The organism is Modestobacter sp. SYSU DS0875 (assembly GCF_054050915.1).
Genome location: NZ_JBJHAH010000007.1, coordinates 21,087 through 41,529 on the forward strand (window position 1 = coordinate 21,087; position 20,443 = coordinate 41,529).

The window sequence follows — 20,443 nt, forward strand, 5'->3', positions numbered from 1 at the left end:
GACGTGCAGGGGCGACGACCCCGGGACTGACCAGGGCCGCAGCGGTACGCCGTCAAGTATCACCCGGCACCCCCGCGGTCAGCGCGACGGGTGGTCGACCCGCCCTCTCGCGGGTGACCCGGCGACGTGCGCGGGAGGGCCACCACGCAGGATCGGGGCATGGGACAGAGACGCTCACCGCTCGGCGTCGTCGACCTGGAGCGGGTCGCCGCCCGCGGTTGGCGGGCCCTGGAGGAGGAGCCGCTGGGCGACTGGCTGCTGCGCGCCGGCGGCGGGTTCACCGGCCGCGCCAACTCCGTGCTCGTCGCCGGCGACCCGGGCCTGCCGCTGCCGGAGGCGGTCGGCGCCGTCGGCCGCTGGTACGCCGAGCGGGGCATCACGCCGTGCGCGCAGCTGCCCGGGGTGCAGGCGCGGGCCGCGGACGCGGCGTTCGCCGCCGCGGGCTGGTCCCGCGACGAGGACGTGCACGTGCTGACCGCCCCGCTGACCGCACCGGCGGCGCCGGACGTGCCGGTCGACCTCTCCCCCACCCCGGACGACGCCTGGCTGGCCGGCTACCGGCACCGCGGGCGGGCCCTGCCGCCGACCGCGCGGGAGGTGCTGGTCAACGCCGAGCAGGTCGCCTTCGCCTCGGTGCGGCTGGACCCCGAGCCAGCCCCGCTGGCGGCGGTGGGCCGCGGCGTGCTCACCGACGGGTGGCTCGGTGTCAGCGCGGTGACCGTGGCCGAGGAGCACCGGCGGCAGGGCCTGGCCACCGCGGTGATGGGCGCGCTGCAGCGCTGGGCCGCCGAACGGGGCGGCCACTTGGTCTACCTGCAGGTCGCGACCAGTAACGCCCCGGCGCGGGCGCTCTACCGCCGGGCGGGCTTCATCGAGCACCACCGCTACCACTACCGGCGGCTCCCGGGCTGAGCGCCGGACGGCGCGGGCCTCCGAGGGTCTGCCCCACGGCGAAGGCGGCGGAGACCACCCCGAGCAGCAGGAAGGCCAGGTTGACCGTGGTGGTGACCGCGTCACCACCGGGCAGCAGCAGGTCGCCCTCCGGGCGGGGGTTCATCGCGGCCACCGCGACGACCAGCCAGACCAGCGGCGGCAGCACGCCCACCAGACGGGAGCCGGACAGCTCCCGGGCCGCCCACGCCAGCAGCACGTTGCCGACCACCGCGGCGACGATCGCGATGGGCACCGGGATGCCGGCCGGCCGCCAGGGCAGCCAGAAGACCTCGACCACCGCCAGCCAGCCGGAGACGACGACGGCGGCCACCGCCCAGCCCAGCAGCCGGAGCGCGGTCACCCGGGCAGCCCGGCGAACAGGTCGTCCTCCCAGCCCTGCGGGCCGGGGCCGGCCGGGCCCCGGACGCCGCGGACCAGGCGGTAGTGCTCGGTGGCCAGCAGCTGCTGCCCCAGGCCGTTCGACAGCGCGAAGAACGGCCCGTCCACGGTGATCTGGGTGCGGTGGGCACGCATCGCGGCCTCCTTGCGCGCCGCCTGCTCGGGGGCGTCGACGACGGTGGTGACGACGTCGTCCGGCACCGCGAACGGCACCTCGTCCAGGTCGCCGAGCGTCTGGAACGGTGCGGCCTCGCCCAGCGCGGCCAGCGCCTCGATGCCCTGCTGCACCACCGAGCGGGGCATCGCGTTCCAGTAGACCTTCGGCACCGCCCAGGCCGGGCCGAGGTCGGGCCGGTGGGCGGCGTCAGCGGCGGCGTCGACGGCCGCCATCGCGACGCGGTGGGCCTGGATGTGGTCGGGGTGGCCGTAGCCGCCGTTCTCGTCGTAGGTGACCAGCACCTGCGGGCGGACCTCGCGGACGACGGCGACGGCGGCGTCCACGGCCTCGGCGCGGTCGGCCCGCCAGAAGGCCCGCGGCGCCTCGTTGGCAGGGGTGCCCATCATCCCGGAGTCTCGGTAGCGGCCCGCGCCGCCGAGGAAGCGCCGGTCGGTGACCCCCAGGGCGCGCATCGCGGCGGCCAGCTCACCGATCCGGTAGCCGCCCAGCTGGTCGGCCTGGTCGGGGGCGAGCTGGGCCAACTCGGGGACCAGCACCTCACCCTCCTCGCCGAGCGTGCAGGTGAGCAGCGTGACCTGCACGCCCGCTGCGGCGTAGCGGGCCATGGTGGCCCCGTTGTTGATCGTCTCGTCGTCGGGGTGGGCGTGCACGAGCAGCAGGCGACGATCAGCGGTCACCGGGACATCTTCCCGGGCGCGCGTGGCGCCCGAGAAAGCACCCCGCGCGAGGGCGCGGCGCGGAGGGACAACGCGAGCGGAGCGAGCTGTCGGGGTCAGGCGCGGGGTCCGGAGGACTCCCGCCTGACCCCGACGCAACGGCTCAACGCAGGCCGGGTACGGCCATTGGCCGCGGTGCGACGCGGAAGCGTCGCAATGTCACAGCACCGACTTGACCTCGGCGTAGTGGCAGGCGTTGAGGTGCCCGGTGCCGCGCTCCTCCAGGGGCGGGTCGACGTCGATGCACTGCTGACGCTGGGTGTCGGTGAGGACGTTGGCGAACTTCCAGCAGCGGGTGCGGAACCGGCAGCCCGACGGCGGGTTCGCGGGGCTGGGCACGTCGCCGCTGATGATGATCCGCTGGCGCTGCCGCTCACGGCGGGGGTCGGGCAGCGGGATCGCCGACAGCAGCGCCTGGGTGTAGGGGTGCGCCGGCCGGGTGAACAGCTCCTCCTGGTCGGCGACCTCGATGATCCGCCCGAGGTACATGACGGCGACCCGGTCGGAGATGTGCCGCACCACGGACAGGTCGTGGGCGATGAACAGGTAGCTCAGGCCCAGCTCGTCCTTCAGGTCCTCGAGCAGGTTGATGACGCCGGCCTGGATGGAGACGTCCAGCGCGGACACCGGCTCGTCGAGCACGAGCACCTTGGGCTGCAGCGCCAGGGCCCGGGCGATCCCGATGCGCTGCCGCTGCCCGCCGGAGAACTCCGCCGGGTACCGGTTGGTGTGCTCGGGGTTGAGCCCGACGGTCTCCACCAGCTCGCGCACCCGGGCGCGCAGCTCGGAGTCGTCCTGGGTGAGCCCGTGGATGATCAGCGGCTCGGCGACGATGTCGAACACCGGCAGCCGCGGGTTCAGCGACGCGTAGGGGTCCTGGAACACCAGCTGGATGTCCCGGCGCAGCGGCCGCATCTCCTTGCGGCCCAGGCCGACGAGCTCCCGGCCCTGGAACACCACCGAGCCGGCGGTGGCCGGCTGGAGGTTGAGGATGGCCCGCCCGGTGGTCGACTTGCCGCAGCCGGACTCGCCGACCAGCCCGAGCACCTCGCCCGGGTAGAGGTCGAGGTCGACGCCGTCGACGGCGCGGACCGCGCCGACGGTGCGCTTGATCAGCCCGCCGCCCTTGATCGGGAAGTGCTTCTCCAGCCCGCGGACCGTCAGGATCGGCTCCCGGGTGGCTGCGCCACCGCCGGGACGCTCGGTCGTGGGGGCGCTCATGCCCGTCCTCCGTTGCTGGCACCGCGGTCGCTGACCACGCTGCCGGTGTCGCTGCCGGTGCGCGCGGCACCGGGCTCGGTCTGGTCGTCCGGCGGGGTCGCCGGGGTGGCCGCGTCCCGGTCGACCTCGGTGCCGGCCACGTCGGCCGGCAGTGCCCCGGCGGCCAGCGTGCGGTCCTGGGCAGTAGCACTGAACACGTCGGCGGCGTGACCGTGGGCCGCGGCGACCTGCTCGGTGCGGATGCACGCCGCGTTGTGCCCCGGGGACACCTGCAGCAGGGGCGGCTCGGCCTCGTCGCACTCGGCGACGTGCAGCGGGCAGCGCGGCGCGAACGGGCACCCCGGGGGCAGGCTCACCAGGGACGGCGGGGCCCCGACGATCGGGGTCAGCCGCTCGCGGGTGCTGGAGTCCAGCCTGGGCAGGGAGCCGAGCAGCCCCAGGGTGTAGGGCATCCGCGGCTCGTAGTAGATCTCCTCGACGCTGCCGACCTCCACCGGCCGGCCGGCGTACATGACCAGCACGCGGTCGGCGATCCCGGCGACGACGCCCAGGTCGTGGGTGATCATCACCATCGCGGCGCCGGTCTCCTGCAGCGCCGTCTGCAGCACCTCGAGGATCTGCGCCTGCACGGTGACGTCCAGCGCCGTCGTGGGCTCGTCGGCGATGATCACCTCGGGCTGGTTGGCCATCGCGATGGCGATGACCACGCGCTGCCGCATGCCGCCGGAGAACTCGTGCGGGTAGGAGCGCACCCGCTCCTGGGCGTTGGGGATGCCGACGAGCTCCAGCAGCTCGACGGCGCGGGCCTCGGAGGCCTTCGACGACAGCGACTTGTCGTGGATGCGCAGCGTCTCCTCGATCTGCGCCCCGACCTTGTAGACCGGGTCCAGCGACGTCATCGGGTCCTGGAAGATCATCGACACGCCCTTGCCGCGCACGCGCGACATGCTGCGGTCGCTCTGCCCCAGCAGCTCCTGACCGCGGTACTTCACCGAGCCGGTCACCCGCGCGGATCCCGGCAGCAGGCCCATCACCGCCAGCGAGGTGACCGACTTGCCCGAGCCGGACTCGCCGACGATGCCGAGCACCTCGCCGGAGCGCAGCGTGTAGTCGACGCCGCGGACGGCGTGCACCAGACCGTCCTCGGTGGGGAACCGGACGTTGAGGTCGGTGACCTCCAGCAGGGGGGCGTTCGGGTCGGCGCCGTCGCGGCCGCCGGTGGCGCGGGCGTCGCTGAGGCTGCCCAGCGAGGTCGCGCCGGCGAGGGTGGACCCGGCAGCGGTGGACCCGGGAGAAGTGGACAAGGAGCTCTCCGTCATCAGGACTGTCAGGCCCGCACGCGGCGGTTGCTCGGGTCGAAGGCGTCGCGAATGCCGTCGCCGATCAGGTTGATCGACAGCACGATGATCAGCAGTGCGAGGCCGGGGAAGTAGAAGAGCCAGGGGCGGGTGCTCGCCGCCTGGACGCCGTCGGAGACCAGGCGGCCGAGCGAGGTCTCGTTGGCGCCGTTGACGCCGAAGCCCAGGTAGGTCAGCGCGGCCTCGAGGGTGATCGCGGTGGCCGCGGCCAGCGTCGTCCAGACGATCAGCGAGCCCAGGGCGTTGGGGATCAGGTGCCGGAAGATGATCCGCCGGTTGGAGGCGCCCATCGCGTGCGCGGCCTCGACGTACTCCTTCTCCCGCAGGGAGAGGAACTGGCTGCGCACGATCCGGGCCAGGTCCAGCCAGCCGAACAGGCCGAGGATGACGCCGACGCCCAGCGGCGTCCGGGAGCCGGGGAAGTTGCTGGCGACGACGATCAGCACGACCAGCAGCGGCACGGTGAGGATCAGGTCGACCAGCCGCATGAGCACGCTGTCGACCCACCGGCCGAAGTAGCCGGCCAGCGCGCCGACCAGCAATCCGAGCGGGAACGCGATGACGACGAAGAGCAGCACGATGAACAGCGAGCGCTGGACGCCGGTCATGATCCCGGCCATGAGGTCACGGCCGATCGCGTCGCTGCCCATGACGTAGCCGGAGGTGCCCGGCGGCACGGACTGGAAGTTGCTGTTCTGCTGGGCGTAGTCGACGCCGGTCACCAGCGGGCCGAGGAAGCCGAAGGCCAGCAGCAGGACGAAGATGACCGCTCCGGTCATCCCGATCCTGCTGCGCAGGAAGCGGCCGAGGATCTGCTGACGCTGACTGCGCGCCTTGACGCCGAACTCCCGGTCGATTCCGGTGCCCTCGGGAGCGCCCGGAGTCGCGGGCACCACCGGCCCGGTGGGGCCGGTCGTGGTCTGGGTGGAGGCCATGAGCTCGTTCCTTCTCGCGATGCCGGGTCAGGACAGCCGGATGCGCGGGTCGAGGACCGCGTAGAGGATGTCGGCGACCAGGTTGAAGATGACGACGAACACGGCGCTGACCAGCAGCCACCCCAGCACGACGTTGATGTCGTCCTGCTGGATGCCGTTGCGCAGCAGGTACTCGCCCATGCCGTGCCAGACGAAGACCGTCTCGGTGATGACCGCGCCGCCGAGCAGCGTGCCCACGCCGAGCGCGACCACCGTGGTCAGCGGGATCAGCGCGTTGCGCAGCCCGTGCCGGAGCACGGTGCGGCGGTAGGTGAGCCCCTTGGCCCGGGCCAGCCGGATGTAGTCGGATCCGAGCACGTCGAGCATCGCTGCGCGCTGGAACCGGCTCCAGGCGGCGAAGGACAGCGCGGCCAGGCTGATCGTGGGCAGCACGAGGTGCCCGAGCCGGTCGGACCAGAGTTCCCAGCCGGAGGCGTAGAGCGCGAGCCCCGGGGTCTCCTCACCGATCGTGTAGAGCAGTTGCTGCCCGAACAGGTCGTTCACCCCGCCGGCGACGTACTCCTTCAGCAGCGCGGCGAACCAGAAGGTCGGCAGCGCGATGAGGATGTAGGCGATGAACGTGAGGGTGTAGTCGGACGCCTTGTACTGCCGCACAGCACCGATGACGCCCACGATGATCGCCAGCAGGATGGCGATCACGACCGCGCCCACGATCATCCGGCCGGTCACCATCAGCCGCGGCCAGAGCTGGTCGGCGACCGGGGTGCCGTTGATGGTCTCGCCGAAGTCGCCGGTGAGCACCCCGGAGAGCCATCGCCAGTAGCGGACGAAGAAGTTGTCGTTCAGGCCCAGGGTCTCGCGGAGGTTGATGAAGAACGACTCAGGCGGCCGGGGGTTCTGGCCGTAGTACCTCGCCAGTGGATCGAAGCTGGCCGCACACAGCGCGAAGACCAGGAACGAACTGACCAGCAACACGAGGACCGACGCGAGCAGACGCCGGATCGTGAAGAAGAACATGCGGTGACCTTACGCCGGGAGCGAAAGCCGTCCGGTGCGGGACGACGAGGTGTGCGGAGCGTCCGGGTGCCTCACCCTCGGCCGGCTCTCGGTACCCGCCGGCCGACGGTGAGGGGGACCACCGCTGGCCACTCCGGGGGCGGTGGACGCGATGGCCGCGCCCCGGCCCCCGGACGAGCCACGGCCCCCCAGGAGGGAGGTCCCAGGGGGCCGCGGATCCAGCGCCCGGCGCCGTCAGGACGGCGGCGCCGGGCTCGGGTGGTGCTCAGTGCTGGTGGTGCTCAGTGCTGGTGACGCTCGGAGCCGCTGGTGCGTGCTCGGGCCTGAGGTCAGTTGTCGACGGTCCAGGTCGCCGAGTTCCACAGCGGACCAGCCTGGGTCGAGTTGTCCTCGACGCCGTTGATCGAGCTCTGGTACGCGATGAAGGTCGGCTTCTGGTACAGCGGAACCGTGGCGACCTGCTCCCAGAGCAGGGCGTCGATCTGGTTGCCCAGCTCGGCCTGCGCCTCGGGGTCGGGCTCGCTCACGAACTCGGCGAACAGGGCGTCGATCTCCGGGGTGCCCTGCCGCGAGTAGTTCTGCTGGATGTTGTCACCCTGCGGCTGGGTGTAGATCGACTGCGTCGCGCCGCGGAACGGCGACCCCACCCAGGCGAAGACGGCCGCCTGGAAGCCGCCACCCTCGAGCGAGGTGGGCGACTCGGCGCTCTCGAAGATGTCCGGGTTCGCATTGAACGTCGCCTCGATGCCCGCCTCGGCCAGCTGCGGGATCATGACCTCGATGGTGGTCTGCCGCAGCGGGTTGTTGGTCGTGGTGTCGATCTGGACCGACAGGCGCTGCCCGTCCTTGACGTAGATGCCGTCGGAGCCGGCGACCCAGCCGTCACTCTCCAGCAGGGCGCGGGCCTGCTCGACGTTCTGCTCCTTGTACTGCTCGGGAGCGGTGTCCTCGTACTGCGGCTGGTTGTTGAAGTAGATCCGGTTCTGCAGCACCTCGGCGTCGCTGGAGAACTGGCCCACGGTCTGGTCGACGATCTCCTGGCGGTCCAGGGCCATGGTGAAGGCCTGGCGAACGGCCAGCGAGCTCAGGATCGGGCCGGTGGCGTTGAAGTCCAGGTGCTCGAAGGACAGACCGAAGGTGATGTCGCTCTCGACGTTCGGCGCCAGCCCCTCGATCTGGTCGACCAGGTCCAGTTGCGGCTGGGGGTAGATGACGCCCAGCTCACCGGACTGCAGACCCTGGACGGCGGTCGTCGGGTCGTTGCCGATGTTCTGGATGACCAGCTGGTCGAGGTTCGGCCCGTCGCCCCACCACTCGGGGTTCGGCGTCAGGACGACGACCTGGTTGCCGACGTCGATGTTCTCCGCCTTGACCTGCCACGGACCGCCGGAGATGTCCTCGGGCAGGCCCTGGGCGATCGGCCAGCCGGCGGTCAGGGTCTCGCAGAGCGCCACCGGGTCGTCGTTGTCCATCAGGTGCGCGGGCAGGATTCCCCCACCGAAGTCACCGCTGAACAGCGACTGCCAGTCGGAGAACGGGGTCTCGTAGGTGACCGTGACGGTCTTGTTGTCGTCCCCCGAGCCCTCGACCGAAGAGATCTGCTCGTAGCCGGTGGTCGACAGGTTCGCCGGGCAGCCGCCGTCCGCCGGGTCACCGGAGCGGCTGCTCCGCCAGGTGAACTCGAAGTCGTCGGCGGTGATCGGAGTGCCGTCGCTCCACACCGCGTCGGGGCTGATCTCGTAGGTGTTCACCTGCTGCCCGTCGACCTCTTCGAGGGTCGGCTCCTCGGTCAGCAGGTCCTCGTTGTAGACGACGCTGAAGTCCGGCAGCGCGTTGAAGGCGCCGGGCAGGACCCCGTGGATGATGTTGGCGGTCGACACCGCGTTCCCGGCGGCGATGTTCGGGAAGAGGTTCTCCGGGAAGTCGGTGGACTCCCCGTACACGACACGCCCGCCGCCGGACTCGCTCCCGCCGCCACCGCTGTCACTGCTGCCGCCGCACGCGGACAGCACCATCGTGCCGGAGACCCCGGCAGCGATGAGCATCGCGCTGCGCTTGCTCAACTTCACGTTCGATTTCCTCCTCGACCCGCGACTGGCACGGGAGGCGGTCGGGAACCGGGACCTGCCGGTGACGGCGAGGTGGCCGGTCGGTGACGAGTTCGTACGCATCTGACAGACACCCGGTCGTGCAGAGCGGACGGGGAGGACAGTAAGCAGCCCCGGAGGGGCCGTCCACGACCGTCACCAACTTGTGACCTCTGCTCAGGACCGCTGCCCACGACCCGAAACATCAGTGCAACACCGGCGCCGCCCGCCTCGGGATTTCCGGGTGGGAGCGCGGTGCGACGAACGATCTTGCGTGTGGGGCGGGACACACCCGGACACGCCGATGCCACCGCCTGTGTTCGCGCCATCGACGCCGGGTGCTCCGTGCCAGGGACGACCGACGGAGGAAGAGCCCGTGAGCGCGATGGACGAAGTGAACCACGAGGCCCAGGAGCTCGGCGGCCGCGGCAAGGAGGTCGTCAGCGAGGCGACCGACCACTGGGACCTGCTGGCCGGAGGCCGGACCGACCAGGCCTCCGGCAACCTCGAGCAGGCCGGATGTGACGGTCGAGGACACCGTCACGTGAGCCGCTGGTCCGAGAGCGCGGGAGAGCGCGGGTGCTTCCGCGCGGGAAAGTGCGGGTGCTTCCGCGCGGGAAAGTGCGGGTGCTTTCGCGCGGGAAAGCACGCGCTCCCCTGGGAGAGGGCACGTACTTCCGTGGGGAAGCCCGGGACGGTCAGCCCGCGGCGGCTGAGGACAGTGCGGTCCGGATCCGGGCGACGACCGCGTCGAGGTCCTGCAGGTCGATCGAACTGAGCCGGATGACCCGCCAGCCGGCGGCGATGAGCCGCTCGTACCTGGCGTCGTCCCTGTCGATCTGGACGCCGTCGAAGTGGTGTGCGCCCTCGTACTCGACCACCACTCTGGCCTCCGGCCATGCGAGATCGACCTGTCCCAGGAAGACGCCGTGCTCGAACACCTCGAACTGCGGAACAGGGTGCGGGAGGCCCGCGAGGTGACAGGCAACTCGCACCTTGGACTCCGGTGGGCTCATGGCCCGGCCGTCGACGAGCGGCAGCAGCGCGCTCGCCCGGCGACTGCCCCACCGACCCTGCCGCCGGAGGAACTGCGCAGCGAGCACCGACTCGGTGAGACCGTCCGTCCGCCCCCTCCCGTCCCGGAGCATCCCGTCGAGCAGGGCGACCGCAGTCGCCCTCGCCTCCAGGGTCCCCACCTCCCACGCCGTCCGGGCAGCACTCGTGAGGCGGACGCCGTCGTCGTCGACCCACATCTCGTGCGGCCGCACGTCGGTCCGGTGCACCCGGACACCACGTGGCCCGGTCCACCGGCACTCAGCGGGGACGACGACCAGCACCGGATCGGCGGCCGCGCTGAACGGTGCACCGAACCACGTCGCCGCCGATCGTCCGCCGATCGCCGCCGCTGCAGGCATGAGCAGTGCCGCAGCACGAGCCTTCAATCGGTGGTCGTGGACGAGTCCGGCATCGGCATAGACGTTCTGGAGCACTCGGCGGTACAGCCCGGACTGCAGTTGACGCCTGGTGAGTACGCCTTCGGCCACGGCATGGGAACCGACGAAGAGCCCGCCCAGGAGGCGGCGGGACGTCATCACCGCAGCAGGGTCGCGCACCCAGCCCCGGCCGCGCTCCCGCCATCCACAGGCCGCGTTTCCCCGCGCGAAAGTTCGCGCGCTTCTCCGCGCGAAAGTGCGCGTGCTTCTCCGCGCGAAAGTGCGCGTGCTTCCCCGCGCGAAAGCGCGCGTGCTTCCCCGCGCGAAAGCGCGCGTGCTTCCCCGCGCGAAAGCGCGCGTGCTTCCCCGCGCGAAAGTGCGCGTGCTTCCCCGCGCGAAAGTGCGCGTGCTTCCCCGCGCGAAAGCGGTCAGAGACGGGCGAGGAGGGCGCGGACGGCGGGGAGCAGCGGGCGGTCGGCGGAGATCCAGTCGAGCTCCTCGAGCTCCTCGTCGGCCACCCAGCGCAGTTCGGTGTGCTCGTGGGCCACCAGCTCGCCGCCGGTCACCCGCCCCCACCACACCCGCAGGGTCGACGCCCCGGGCGCGCCCCCGGCGACGACGCCATCCAGCGGCACCTCCCCCAGGAACGACTGCGGGGCGATCACGACGCCGAGTTCCTCGCGGCACTCCCGGACCAGCGCGTCGAGGTCGGCCTCCCCTGGCTCGACCTTGCCCCCGGGGAACTCCCACAGCCCGGCCAGCGGCCCCGACCCGCGCTGCGCGACGAGCACCCGCCGCCGGTCGTCGACCAGCGCGGCACCGACCACCTGGGTCACCGCCAGGGCCCGCTCGGCGGCCGCCGCGGCGAAGGCGTCCAGGTGGGCCTGCATCGCGCGGACGACGCGGCCGCGCAGCAGCGTCTGGTCGACCAGCCCGCCGAGCACGCCGGGCAGCGACGTCTCCCAGTCGACCTGCTCCTCGACCAGGGTGCCGGCGGCGGTGGCCGAGAAGTGCCGCGTGTGCACCAGCCGGCGCAGGCCCCGGCGGGGCTCCGCCGCGTAGACGTCGGACCACGGCCGGTCGGAGACGACCTCCCGCAGCGGCTGCGACCACGGCCGGCCGAGGGACCGCGCCACGTCGAAGGCCACGGTGAGCGGCGCCTCCACCAACGTGGTGAACCTCAGCTGGAACACGCGGGTCAGCCAACCAGACACGGCAGGATGAGCGCCGTGCGCATCTCAGCCCGGGTCGACTACGCGGTGCGGGCGGCCGTCGAGCTGGCCTCCGTGGCGCCCGAGTCGCTGACGTCGGAGCGGATCGCCCAGGCCCAGGGCATCCCGGCCCGGTTCCTGCAGGCGATCCTCGGCGACCTGCAGCACGCCCGGCTGGTCACCAGCCAGCGCGGCCGGGAGGGCGGCTACCGCCTCGCCCTGCCCCCGTCGGAGGTCTCCATCGCCCGGGTCATGCGGGTGGAGCAGGGGTTCCTCGCCGAGGTGCACGGCCAGCGGCCCGAGGACGTCGAGTACCCGGGGCCCGCCGCATCGCTGGCCAACGTGTGGGTGGCCGCCCGGGAGGGCTACCGGCGGGTGCTGGAGAACGTGACCCTGGCCGACGTCGTCACCGGCACGATGCCGCCGCAGGTCGCCGAGCTCATCGAGCTCGAGAGTGCCTGGCGCTCCTTCGGCGTCCCCGCGGCCGACTGAGCGCCACGACCGAGCGCCACCGTCGAGCCGGTGTGGCACCATCGAAGCGTGACGGACTGCGGCGCCCTGCTCGTGGCGCGCCTGCACGTCGACCTGGCGCGGGTCTCCAGCGCCGCCTGTCGCGCCGAGCGCTGACCCCGGCCCCGCTCCCCCGCAGCCTCCCTGCTGCACCCACACCCGGCCGCGTCGCGCACGCTCCCGTGCCGGCGCAGAGGAGAACGACTGACGTGTCGACCCCCACTCGCAGCAGCAACCGCCCCGTCCGCGGACAGGGGCAGTGGGCGCTGGGCTACCGCGAGCCGCTGAACCCGAACGAGCGGATGAAGAAGGACTCCGACGGGCTGGACGTCCGCCAGCGGATCCTCGACATCTACGCGCACACCGGGTTCGGCGGCATCGACCCCGGCGACCTGCGCGGCCGGATGCGCTGGATGGGGCTCTACACCCAGCGGGCCCAGGGCATCCCCGGCGGCAAGACCGCCGTGCTGGAGCCCGAGGAGCTCGAGGACGAGTACTTCATGCTGCGGGTGCGCATCGACGGCGGGCAGCTGAGCACCGAGCAGCTGCGGGTCATCGGCGGCATCAGCACGGAGTTCGGCCGGGACGTCGCCGACGTGACCGACCGGCAGAACGTGCAGCTGCACTGGATCCGGATCGAGGACGTGCCGGAGATCTGGCGGCGGCTGGAGTCCATCGGGCTCTCCACCACCGAGGCGTGCGGTGACGTCCCCCGGGTGATGCTGAACTGCCCGCTGGCCGGTGTGCTCGAGGACGAGGTCATCGACGCCTCCGAGGTGCTGGCCCAGACCGTCGAGAAGTACCTGGGCGACCCGCAGTTCAGCAACCTGCCGCGCAAGTGGAAGACGTCGATGTCCGGGTGCGTCGACCACTGCACCGAGCCCGAGATCGACGACGTCTCCTTCGTGGGCGTGGTGAACGCCGACGGCGAGGCCGGCTACGACCTGTGGGTCGGTGGCGGCCTGTCGACCAACCCGATGTTCGCCAAGCGGATCGGGGTGTTCGTCCGCCCCGACCAGGTGACCGACGTCTGGGCGGCGTGCACCGCGATCTTCCGCGACTACGGCTACCGCCGGTCGCGCAACCACGCCCGGATCAAGTTCCTGATGGCCGACTGGGGCCCGGAGAAGTTCCGCCAGGTGCTGCAGGACGAGTACCTGCACGAGCAGCTCCCCGACGGCCCCGCCCCGGCGCCGGCCAAGCACGACCAGCGCGACCACGTCGGCGTCAGCAAGCAGAAGGACGGCCTCAACGCGCTCGGCTTCGCGCTGCGCACCGGCCGGCTCAGCGGCACGCTGCTGACCCGGATCGCCGACCTCGCCGAGGAGTACGGCACCCAGGGCGGGCGCATCCGGACCACGACCCAGCAGAAGCTGGTCATCCTCGACGTCCCGGACGAGCGGGTCGAGGACCTGGTCGACGCTCTGGCCGAGCACGATCTGCTGGTGCGGCCCAGCGCCTTCCGCCGCGGCACCATGGCCTGCACCGGCCTGGAGTTCTGCAAGCTGGCGATCGTCGAGACCAAGCACCACGCCCAGGAGCTGTACGCCGAGCTGGAGCGGCGGCTGCCGGAGTTCGACGAGCCCATCGGGATCAACGTCAACGGCTGCCCGAACAGCTGCGCCCGCTTCCAGACGGCCGACATCGGCTTCAAGGGCATGATCGTCCGCAACGCCGCCGGCGAGAGCGTCGAGGGCTTCCAGGTGCACCTGGGCGGGCACCTCGGGGTCGAGGCCTCCTTCGGTCGCAAGTTCCGCGGCCACAAGATCACCAAGGAGGAGACCGCGGACTACTGCGAGCGGGTGCTCCGCGGCTACCTCGAGCGCCGCGAGCCCGGCGAGCGGTTCGCCGCGTACGTCTCCCGCGCGGAGGAAGAGTGGCTGGTCTGATGGCCGCGTCGCACGCCTCGGCGGACCTGGCACCGCTGTGCGCCGATGGAGTGGCTGGTCTGACGTGACCGAGCCGACCGAGCCGGCGCGGCCGGGAAGGACCCGGGAGCTCCCGGTGTTCCACTGCCCGTACTGCGGCGACGAGGACCTCGTCCCCGAAGGCGAGGGCTGGCACTGCACCGCCTGCCTGCGGACCTTCACCGTGCACCTGACCGGAACTGGGGTGAACCGATCGTGACCACCGCCGTCGTCCAGCCGACACCGGAGCTGGCCGCCGAGGCCGACGCACGCTTCGCGGGCATCGCCGACCCGGTCGAGCAGGCCCTCGCCGTGCTGACCTGGGCCGGGGAGACCTTCGGCGACGGGTTCGCGATCACCTCGAGCATGGCCGACGGGCTGCTGGCGCACCTGGCCAGCCGCGCCGTCCCCGGGGTGAACGTCGTGTTCCTCGACACCGGGTACCACTTCGCCGAGACCATCGGCACCCGCGACTGGATCACCGGCGTGCTGCCGATCACGCTGCACAACGTCCAGCCGCCGCTGTCGGTGGCCGAGCAGGACGCGGCGCACGGCGCCAAGCTGTACGAGCGCGACCCGGACCTGTGCTGCTCGTTGCGCAAGGTGCAGCCGCTGGCGCAGGCGCTGGCCGGGTTCGTCGCCTGGGGCTCGGGCGTGCGCCGCGACGAGGCGGTCACCCGGGCGGGCACCAAGGTCGTCGACTGGGACGCCAAGCGGGGCATGGTGAAGGTGAACCCGCTGGCGGCCTGGACGCAGGAGCACGTCGACGCCTACATCGCCGAGCACCAGGTGCCGGTGAACCCGCTGCAGGAGATCGGCTACGCCTCCATCGGCTGCGCGCCGTGCACCCGCCCCGTCGCCCCGGGCGAGGACCCGCGCGCCGGCCGCTGGGCCGGCAAGAACAAGGTCGAGTGCGGCCTGCACGTCTGAGCGGCAGGATCGGGGCATGGCCCACCGCACCCTGCTGACGCCCGACCAGCTCACCGCCGCGCTCGCCGAGCTGCCCGAGTGGTCGGGGGACACCTCCGGCATCGAGCGGACGGTGCAGGGGATCGACTTCGCCGACGCGGCCGAGGTGATGGCCGACCTGGCCCTCGCCGCCGACGAGTTGGACCACCACCCCGACGTAGACGTCCGCTGGCGCACGCTGCGGGTCTTCCTGACGACGCACTCCGCCGGCGGCGTGACGGAGCTGGACGTCGAGTACGCCCGCCGCACCGACGACGCCCTCACCCCGTTCACCGACACCGACCCGGAGCTCGCCGCGCAGGTCGACAGCCTGCTGGCACCGGATCGTCAGCCGGGCAGGGACGCGTAGAGGTCGACCCGGTACCCGTCGGGGTCGGCGACCGTGGCGTAGCGCTGCCCCCACGGGGCGTCCCACGGCGCCAGCACCACCGTGTGCCCGGCCGCGGCCACCCGGGCGACCACCTCGTCGACCTCTGCCGGGCTGCCGAGGCGGCTCGCGAACGCCGCGCCGGTGCCCGGCCGGGGCGCCTCCCCGAGCAGCTCGGTCAGCATCGCGATCGTGTCGATCATGAGCCGCGCCCCGGTGCCCGGCGTGGCCTCCACGTGCTCCTCGCCGTCGTCGAACGGCGGGAAGCGGAACCCGAGCAGCTCGTAGAAGGCGACGGCCCGGCGCAGGTCGGTGGCGGCGACGCCCACCGCGGTGATCTCCATGCCGGGGGTCTACCGGCCGGGTCGGACAGAACGGTCCTGTCGGTGCTCACCGGCAGGCTGCCGGCATGGCCACCCGAACCGTCCTCTCCCCCGGTCAGCTGACCGCAGCGCTCCCCGGCCTGCCGGCGTGGTCAGGCGACACGACCGGCAGCTGGCGGACCGTTCGCCGGGTCGGGCTGCTGTCCGTCGGAGACGTCGTCGACGACCTGGCCGCCCTGGCAGCGGAACTCGAGGAGGAGACGGGCGACCGACCCGATGTGGAGTTCCAGTGGCGGGCCTCCCGCCTCCGCGTCGGCGTGCGCCACGGGGGCAGCGAGCTCGACCTGGAGTCCGGCCGCCAGCCCTGGGCTTCGGGCGGCCTACGACCTCATCGCTCGACAGTTCCCCGGCTCCCGGCTGCCGTGACCAGCCGGCGCCGTCCCCCTCAGCCCTCGACGGGGAGGACCAGCAACCTCAGCAGGCGGTCGGCCTCGGCGTCCGGGTCGGCGGTCAGGCCGGTGTGCACCGGGCCCGGCTGGACGACGGTGCTCCGCGGCGCGGTGAGCCAGCGGAACCGCGAGCCCAGCACCTCCCGGCCGGCCGCCCCCGCGGCGGGCTCGGCCGCACAGACGTCGCCGGCCGCCTGCAGCGCGGCGCCGATGGCGGCTGGGTCGGCGGTCGGATCGAGAGCGCGCAGCCGGTCGACGTCCAGGTGCAGCCGGGCGCCCAGGTAGTCCAGCTGCCGGCAGTAGACCAGCACCCCCGCGTTGAGGCACTCCCCCCGCTCCACCCGCGGCACCACCCGCAGCACGGCGTACTCGAAGGTCTGCCTCACCGCTGCGTCATCCCCTCGGGCGGCGGCGGCCCCAGCCAGGACGGCCGGTTCTGCCCGCGGGGCGCCGACCGCCGTCCGGCACCGCCGGCCCGGGCGCTGGCGACCAGGCCGGGCAGCCAGGCGTCGCGGGCGGCGAGGCGGGCCAGCAGCTGGTCGACGTAGCGGGCGCGCACCGTCGCCGGCCCCTCGTCGGGCGTGGGCCCTTCCAGCCACGCGTCGGGCACCAGCGCGAGCACCTCGGTCAGCAGCTCCCGGGTGACCCGGGAGGCCAGCGCCGCGTCGGCGCCCGGCACGTCGGGCTCGCACTCGACCAGCGCGTGCTGGGCGGCGTCGTAGGGGCGGGTGACTGCGGCGGCGGCCCCGGCCCAGTTGTGGTGGAAGGTGAGCGAGGCACCGTGGTCGATCAGGTGCAGCCGGCCGTGCCAGAACAGCATGTTCGGGTTGCGCCAGGACCGGTCGACGTTGCCGATCAGCGCGTCGAACCAGAGCACCCGCCCGGCCAGCTCCGGCGACACCTGGGCGGCGCCGGCCTCGAAGTCCAGCGCGCCGGGCAGGTAGTCCATGCCCAGGTTCACCCCGGCCGAGTTGCGCAGCAGCTCCTGCACCTCGAAGTCCGGCTCCCCCACCGCGAGCTCGGGCGCGACGTCGACGGTGACCAGCGCCGGCACCGGCAGCGACAGCCGGCGGGCCAGCTCACCGCAGACCACCTCGGCGGCGAGCACCTTCACGCCCTGCCCGGCCGCCCGCCACTTGACCACGTAGGTGCCCAGGTCGTCGGCCTCCATGAGGCCGGGCAGCGAGCCGCCCTCGCGCAACGGGGTGACGTAGCGGGTGGCGGTGACGGCGGGCAGCACAGTGGTCACAACGTACCGCCCCTGGTCCGGGGTCCGGCCCCCCGAACGGATGACCGGCCCGCCGCAGCCTCCCCCGCCGGTCGGTTGTGCACCACCATGTCCGGATCGGGCACTCGGTCACGGACGGCCGGCGCCACCAGCGCCAGGAGGCGACATGGAGGGCACGGGGCAGAACACGACCGAGCTGCGCCGCACGGTGCTGGCGGAGTTCGGCGTGGTCGTGCTCCTCACCGTCGCCCTCGGCGTGGCCAGCGCGGCCTGGGACCTGCCGGCCGTCCTGGGCCGCTGGTCCCGGGGGCCGGTGCCGGTCGACCACCTGGTCGTGCTGCTGGCCGGCAGCCACCTGTTCATGATCGGCTTCGGCGCCCGGCGCGGCGCCCAGCTCAAGCGCGAGCACCGCCGCCGGGCGTGCGCCGAGTCCGACCTCTCCTACCGGGCCAGCCACGACCTGCTCACCGGGCTGGCCAACCGCGAGTCCTTCTTCTCCGGTCTGGCCACCGCGCTCGCCGGCGACGCCGGTCCTCCGCCCGCCCTGCTCCTCATCGACCTCGACGGCTTCGGCGACGTGAACGCCACCCTCGGCCACGACACCGCCAACGACCTCCTGTGCGCGGTCGCGGCCCGGCTGACCGACGACGCACCGCCCGGCGCCCTGGTGGCGCGCCTGGGTGGCGACGAGTTCGGCGTGCTGCTCCGCGGACCGTCCGCCGCAGACCCGCACACCTCGTCCGCGCGCCTGCTCGCCGCGCTGCAGCAACCGGTGCGGCTGGGCAGCCTGGTGCTGGACGTCTCGGCGTCCGCGGGGCTGGCGGCCGGCCCCGCGACCGAGCCGACCGAGCTGTTGCGCCGGGCCGACGTCGCCTTCTCCGACGCCCGGGCCCACCGGACGGGGCTGGTCGTCTACTCCCCCGCGATCGACACCTTCGACGCCGACCGGCTGGTGCTGCACGGCGAGCTGCGCGGGGCCGTCGCCGCCGGGGAGCTGCGGCTGCACTACCAACCGCAGGCGTGCCTGCGCACGGGCCGGGTGATCGGGGTGGAGGGCCTGCTGCGCTGGGAGCACCCGCGCCGGGGCCTCCTGCTGCCCGGGTCGTTCATCGACCTGGCCGAGCACACCGGGTTGATCCGCGAGCTCACCGACGCCGTCCTGGTGCAGGCGCTCGCCGACAGCCGCAGCTGGACCGACGCCGGCCGCCCACTGCGGGTCGCCGTCAACCTCTCCGCGCGCAGCCTCGGCGACCTGGCGCTGCCCGGGCGCATCGCCGCGCTGCTGCGCGATGCCGGTGTGACCCCGGGGGCGCTGGAGCTGGAGATCACCGAGACCGCCGTGATGGACGACCCGACGCGGGCGCTGGAGGTGCTGCGCCAGCTGCGGGTGCTCGGCGTCGGTCTGTCGGTGGACGACTTCGGCACCGGGCACGCCTCGCTGGCCTACCTCACCCAGCTGCCGGTGCAGACGCTGAAGATCGACCGGTCGTTCGTGATGGGCATGCTGACCGATGCCGGCTCGCGGACGATCGTGCGGGCGCTCATCGGACTGGCGCACGACCTCGGGCTGCGGGTGGTTGCCGAGGGCGTGGAGAGCGCCGCGACCTCGCGGGACCTCCGCGCCCTGGGCTGCGACGAGATCCAGGGCTTCTGGCTGGGTGGGGCGGTCCCCGCGGCCGAGGTGCCGGCGCTGGTCACGCAGCTGGAGCACCGCCTGAGGGCGCACAGCGCCCGGTCCTGACCGGCCGGGCACACTGGCCGGGTGGGATTCCTCCGCCGTACGACGCTCACCCAGCTGGCCGACGCACCGTTCACCTACCCCGAGGTGGGCGCCACCCGGGACGCCGAGCTGCCGGCCGGCTACGACCACGTGGACCGCCGCGAGCGGATCGGCTCGGGCGCGACGGAGTTCGACCGCGCCGCCGCCGCGGTGTTCCGCTGGGCGGCCCAGCGCGCCGCCGGCCTGCGGATCCAGGCCAGCGGCCCGGCCAGCACGGTCGGCACCGTCGTCCTGATGACCGCCGGGCTGCGCCGACTGGGCCTGGACATCCCGTGCCGGGTCGTCTGGGTGGTCGACGAGCCGGACCGCCGCGGGTTCGGCTACGGCACGCTCCCCGGCCACCCGGAGAGCGGCGAGGAGAGCTTCGTCGTCACGCGGGCGCCCGACGGCGAGGTGCACTACGAGCTGCGCGCCTTCTCCCGGCTGGCCACCCCGCTCGCCCGCCTGGGCGCCCCGGTCAGCAGCCGGGTGCAGTCCCTGGCCCTGGACCGCTACGTGACGGCGATGCGCCGCTCGGCCCGGGGCTGACCGTTCAGCCCTCGGCCGCGGCCCGCTCGTCCTTGATCATGTCCTTGCTGCGGACCAGCCGCAGCAGGGTGACCACGAACAGACCACCGACCATGTTGAGCAGCGTGGCGTACCAGAACCAGGCCAGCCAGTCGCCGTAGCCGAACGGCGCACCGGCGTGCAGCGCGACGAAGATGAGCAGCGAGTCCAGGATCGAGTGGAACAGCTGCAGCCCGGCGAGCAGGAAGCCGCCCGCGACGGCGGCGACGACCTTGACCCCGTCGGACTCGGTGCCGTGCTGCATCCGGGTCATCAGCGTGATGGCGATCCCCGCCAGGATCGCCAGCGAGGCCGACTGCAGGTCCAGCGGTGCCTCCACGAAGTGCGCGGCGCTCTCGATGGCCGTGGCGCCCAGCTCGGGGAAGGCGTGGGCGACCAGCCAGGCCACCAGCCAGCCGCCCAGCAGGTTCATCAGCAGGGTCCCGCTCCACAGCTTGCCCAGCTGCGCGAAGCCGGCCCGGCCGGCCGCGACCGCGGTGACCGGGACCAGGAAGCCCTCGGTGAACAGCTCGCTGCGGGCCAGCAGGAGGGCGATGAACCCCACGGAGAAGGCGAGACCGGCCAGCAGGTGGCTGCCGGTCTCGGCGTAGACCGCGAGCAGCAGCAGGATTCCGGTCGCCACCTCCAGGCCGCCGGCGAAGCCGGTGGTGAGGACCTCCCGCCAACTGCGGTGCAGGCGCTGCGCGCCGTCGCTGACGATCGCGTCGAACGCCTGCTGCAGTTCGTCCTCGGTCGGCCCCGGCGTCTCGCCGAGCTCCTCCCGGGCGTCCTCCTCGCGGATGTCCACGGCGTTCCCCTCCTGCCCTGATGGCCGGGCGAGGTGCGCCACGGTCCGGCCGCGCACTACCCGCTGGG

General features: G+C 73.0%; 22 protein-coding genes. 9 read left to right on the top strand and 13 right to left on the bottom strand.

From position 1 onward, the window contains the following. Positions 1 to 159: 159 nt before the first annotated feature. Positions 160 to 912: a GNAT family N-acetyltransferase gene (locus ACI79Y_RS05580; RefSeq protein ID WP_457157518.1), complete on the top strand. Its 753-nt coding sequence runs from the start codon at positions 160 to 162 to the stop codon at positions 910 to 912. On the opposite strand, the gene ACI79Y_RS05585 is transcribed toward ACI79Y_RS05580, so the two are convergent. The 9 genes from ACI79Y_RS05585 to ACI79Y_RS05625 all read right to left on the bottom strand — a co-directional run bounded on the left by ACI79Y_RS05585 (position 869) and on the right by ACI79Y_RS05625 (position 11,470). Next, positions 869 to 1,294: a hypothetical protein gene (locus ACI79Y_RS05585; RefSeq protein WP_457157519.1), complete on the bottom strand. Its 426-nt coding sequence runs from the start codon at positions 1,292 to 1,294 to the stop codon at positions 869 to 871. The genes ACI79Y_RS05580 and ACI79Y_RS05585 overlap by 44 nt on opposite strands. After that, on the bottom strand, positions 1,291 to 2,187 hold the full coding sequence (gene mshB / locus ACI79Y_RS05590) for an N-acetyl-1-D-myo-inositol-2-amino-2-deoxy-alpha-D-glucopyranoside deacetylase (protein WP_457157520.1): 897 nt from the start codon (positions 2,185 to 2,187) through the stop codon (positions 1,291 to 1,293). The genes ACI79Y_RS05585 and mshB overlap by 4 nt, the downstream gene beginning before the upstream one ends. Positions 2,188 to 2,385: 198 nt before the next feature. After that, complete coding sequence (locus tag ACI79Y_RS05595) at positions 2,386 to 3,447, bottom strand: ABC transporter ATP-binding protein (RefSeq protein ID WP_457157521.1); 1,062 nt, start codon at positions 3,445 to 3,447, stop codon at positions 2,386 to 2,388. After that, on the bottom strand, positions 3,444 to 4,751 hold the full coding sequence (locus ACI79Y_RS05600; protein ID WP_457157522.1) for an ABC transporter ATP-binding protein: 1,308 nt from the start codon (positions 4,749 to 4,751) through the stop codon (positions 3,444 to 3,446). Before ACI79Y_RS05600 ends, ACI79Y_RS05595 begins: the two co-directional genes overlap by 4 nt. 23 nt (positions 4,752 to 4,774) lie before the next feature. Next, on the bottom strand, positions 4,775 to 5,740 hold the full coding sequence (locus ACI79Y_RS05605; protein ID WP_457157523.1) for an ABC transporter permease: 966 nt from the start codon (positions 5,738 to 5,740) through the stop codon (positions 4,775 to 4,777). A 27-nt stretch (positions 5,741 to 5,767) separates the two neighbouring features. After that, a complete protein-coding gene (locus ACI79Y_RS05610; RefSeq protein WP_457157524.1) occupies positions 5,768 to 6,757 on the bottom strand; it encodes an ABC transporter permease in 990 nt (329 codons plus the stop codon). A gap of 329 nt (positions 6,758 to 7,086) precedes the next feature. Beyond that, entirely contained in the window at positions 7,087 to 8,826 is a 1,740-nt protein-coding gene (locus ACI79Y_RS05615; protein WP_457157525.1) for an ABC transporter family substrate-binding protein, read from the bottom strand. Positions 8,827 to 9,542: 716 nt separating this feature from the next. Continuing rightward, positions 9,543 to 10,436 carry an endonuclease domain-containing protein gene (locus ACI79Y_RS05620; protein ID WP_457157526.1) on the bottom strand — a complete coding sequence of 298 codons (894 nt, stop codon included), beginning with the start codon at positions 10,434 to 10,436 and terminating at the stop codon, positions 9,543 to 9,545. Positions 10,437 to 10,705: 269 nt separating this feature from the next. Then, entirely contained in the window at positions 10,706 to 11,470 is a 765-nt protein-coding gene (locus ACI79Y_RS05625) for an NUDIX domain-containing protein (RefSeq protein ID WP_457157527.1), read from the bottom strand. A 27-nt stretch (positions 11,471 to 11,497) separates the two neighbouring features. Between ACI79Y_RS05625 and ACI79Y_RS05630 the strand changes: the two genes are divergently transcribed. The 6 genes from ACI79Y_RS05630 to ACI79Y_RS05655 all read left to right on the top strand — a co-directional run bounded on the left by ACI79Y_RS05630 (position 11,498) and on the right by ACI79Y_RS05655 (position 15,223). Continuing rightward, positions 11,498 to 11,980, top strand: coding sequence for an RrF2 family transcriptional regulator (locus ACI79Y_RS05630; RefSeq protein WP_457157528.1), 483 nt, complete (start codon positions 11,498 to 11,500; stop codon positions 11,978 to 11,980). A 48-nt stretch (positions 11,981 to 12,028) separates the two neighbouring features. Next, positions 12,029 to 12,115 (top strand): putative leader peptide, encoded by an 87-nt coding sequence (locus tag ACI79Y_RS05635; protein ID WP_457157646.1) that lies wholly within the window; start codon positions 12,029 to 12,031, stop codon positions 12,113 to 12,115. Positions 12,116 to 12,207: 92 nt separating this feature from the next. Then, positions 12,208 to 13,887, top strand: coding sequence for a nitrite/sulfite reductase (locus ACI79Y_RS05640; protein WP_457157529.1), 1,680 nt, complete (start codon positions 12,208 to 12,210; stop codon positions 13,885 to 13,887). Between the two features lie 64 nt (positions 13,888 to 13,951). Continuing rightward, complete coding sequence (locus tag ACI79Y_RS05645) at positions 13,952 to 14,125, top strand: hypothetical protein (protein ID WP_457157530.1); 174 nt, start codon at positions 13,952 to 13,954, stop codon at positions 14,123 to 14,125. Next, entirely contained in the window at positions 14,122 to 14,835 is a 714-nt protein-coding gene (locus tag ACI79Y_RS05650) for a phosphoadenylyl-sulfate reductase (protein ID WP_457157531.1), read from the top strand. Before ACI79Y_RS05645 ends, ACI79Y_RS05650 begins: the two co-directional genes overlap by 4 nt. 16 nt (positions 14,836 to 14,851) lie before the next feature. Then, the gene (locus ACI79Y_RS05655) at positions 14,852 to 15,223 is read left to right on the top strand and encodes a 4a-hydroxytetrahydrobiopterin dehydratase (RefSeq protein ID WP_457157532.1); all 372 of its coding nucleotides are present in this window, start codon (positions 14,852 to 14,854) and stop codon (positions 15,221 to 15,223) included. On the opposite strand, the gene ACI79Y_RS05660 is transcribed toward ACI79Y_RS05655, so the two are convergent. The 3 genes from ACI79Y_RS05660 to ACI79Y_RS05670 form a co-directional block, all read right to left on the bottom strand. After that, a complete protein-coding gene (locus ACI79Y_RS05660) occupies positions 15,202 to 15,585 on the bottom strand; it encodes a VOC family protein (RefSeq protein WP_457157533.1) in 384 nt (127 codons plus the stop codon). The two genes, ACI79Y_RS05655 and ACI79Y_RS05660, sit on opposite strands and share 22 nt — an antisense overlap. A gap of 424 nt (positions 15,586 to 16,009) precedes the next feature. Continuing rightward, positions 16,010 to 16,399: a DUF3037 domain-containing protein gene (locus ACI79Y_RS05665; protein ID WP_153356525.1), complete on the bottom strand. Its 390-nt coding sequence runs from the start codon at positions 16,397 to 16,399 to the stop codon at positions 16,010 to 16,012. Further along, complete coding sequence (locus ACI79Y_RS05670; RefSeq protein ID WP_457157534.1) at positions 16,396 to 17,262, bottom strand: HipA family kinase; 867 nt, start codon at positions 17,260 to 17,262, stop codon at positions 16,396 to 16,398. Before ACI79Y_RS05670 ends, ACI79Y_RS05665 begins: the two co-directional genes overlap by 4 nt. Positions 17,263 to 17,407: 145 nt before the next feature. On the opposite strand from ACI79Y_RS05670, the gene ACI79Y_RS05675 reads away from it, so the two are divergent. Beyond that, positions 17,408 to 18,982, top strand: coding sequence for a putative bifunctional diguanylate cyclase/phosphodiesterase (locus ACI79Y_RS05675; protein ID WP_457157535.1), 1,575 nt, complete (start codon positions 17,408 to 17,410; stop codon positions 18,980 to 18,982). 21 nt (positions 18,983 to 19,003) lie between these two features. Beyond that, complete coding sequence (locus tag ACI79Y_RS05680; RefSeq protein WP_457157536.1) at positions 19,004 to 19,549, top strand: DUF1990 family protein; 546 nt, start codon at positions 19,004 to 19,006, stop codon at positions 19,547 to 19,549. Positions 19,550 to 19,553: 4 nt separating this feature from the next. On the opposite strand, the gene ACI79Y_RS05685 is transcribed toward ACI79Y_RS05680, so the two are convergent. Then, the gene (locus tag ACI79Y_RS05685; protein ID WP_457157537.1) at positions 19,554 to 20,375 is read right to left on the bottom strand and encodes a formate/nitrite transporter family protein; all 822 of its coding nucleotides are present in this window, start codon (positions 20,373 to 20,375) and stop codon (positions 19,554 to 19,556) included. Positions 20,376 to 20,443 lie beyond the last annotated feature (68 nt).

Bases quoted from the DNA above. Each gene is read 5' to 3' on its own strand.
- ACI79Y_RS05580 (WP_457157518.1), top strand. From the start codon at position 160: ATGGGACAGAGACGCTCACCGCTCGGCGTCGTCGACCTGGAGCGGGTC.
- ACI79Y_RS05595 (WP_457157521.1), bottom strand. From the start codon at position 3,447: ATGAGCGCCCCCACGACCGAGCGTCCCGGCGGTGGCGCAGCCACCCGG.
- ACI79Y_RS05605 (WP_457157523.1), bottom strand. From the start codon at position 5,740: ATGGCCTCCACCCAGACCACGACCGGCCCCACCGGGCCGGTGGTGCCC.
- ACI79Y_RS05610 (WP_457157524.1), bottom strand. From the start codon at position 6,757: ATGTTCTTCTTCACGATCCGGCGTCTGCTCGCGTCGGTCCTCGTGTTG.
- ACI79Y_RS05620 (WP_457157526.1), bottom strand. From the start codon at position 10,436: ATGACGTCCCGCCGCCTCCTGGGCGGGCTCTTCGTCGGTTCCCATGCC.
- ACI79Y_RS05630 (WP_457157528.1), top strand. From the start codon at position 11,498: ATGAGCGCCGTGCGCATCTCAGCCCGGGTCGACTACGCGGTGCGGGCG.
- ACI79Y_RS05655 (WP_457157532.1), top strand. From the start codon at position 14,852: ATGGCCCACCGCACCCTGCTGACGCCCGACCAGCTCACCGCCGCGCTC.
- ACI79Y_RS05660 (WP_457157533.1), bottom strand. From the start codon at position 15,585: ATGGAGATCACCGCGGTGGGCGTCGCCGCCACCGACCTGCGCCGGGCC.
- ACI79Y_RS05675 (WP_457157535.1), top strand. From the start codon at position 17,408: ATGGAGGGCACGGGGCAGAACACGACCGAGCTGCGCCGCACGGTGCTG.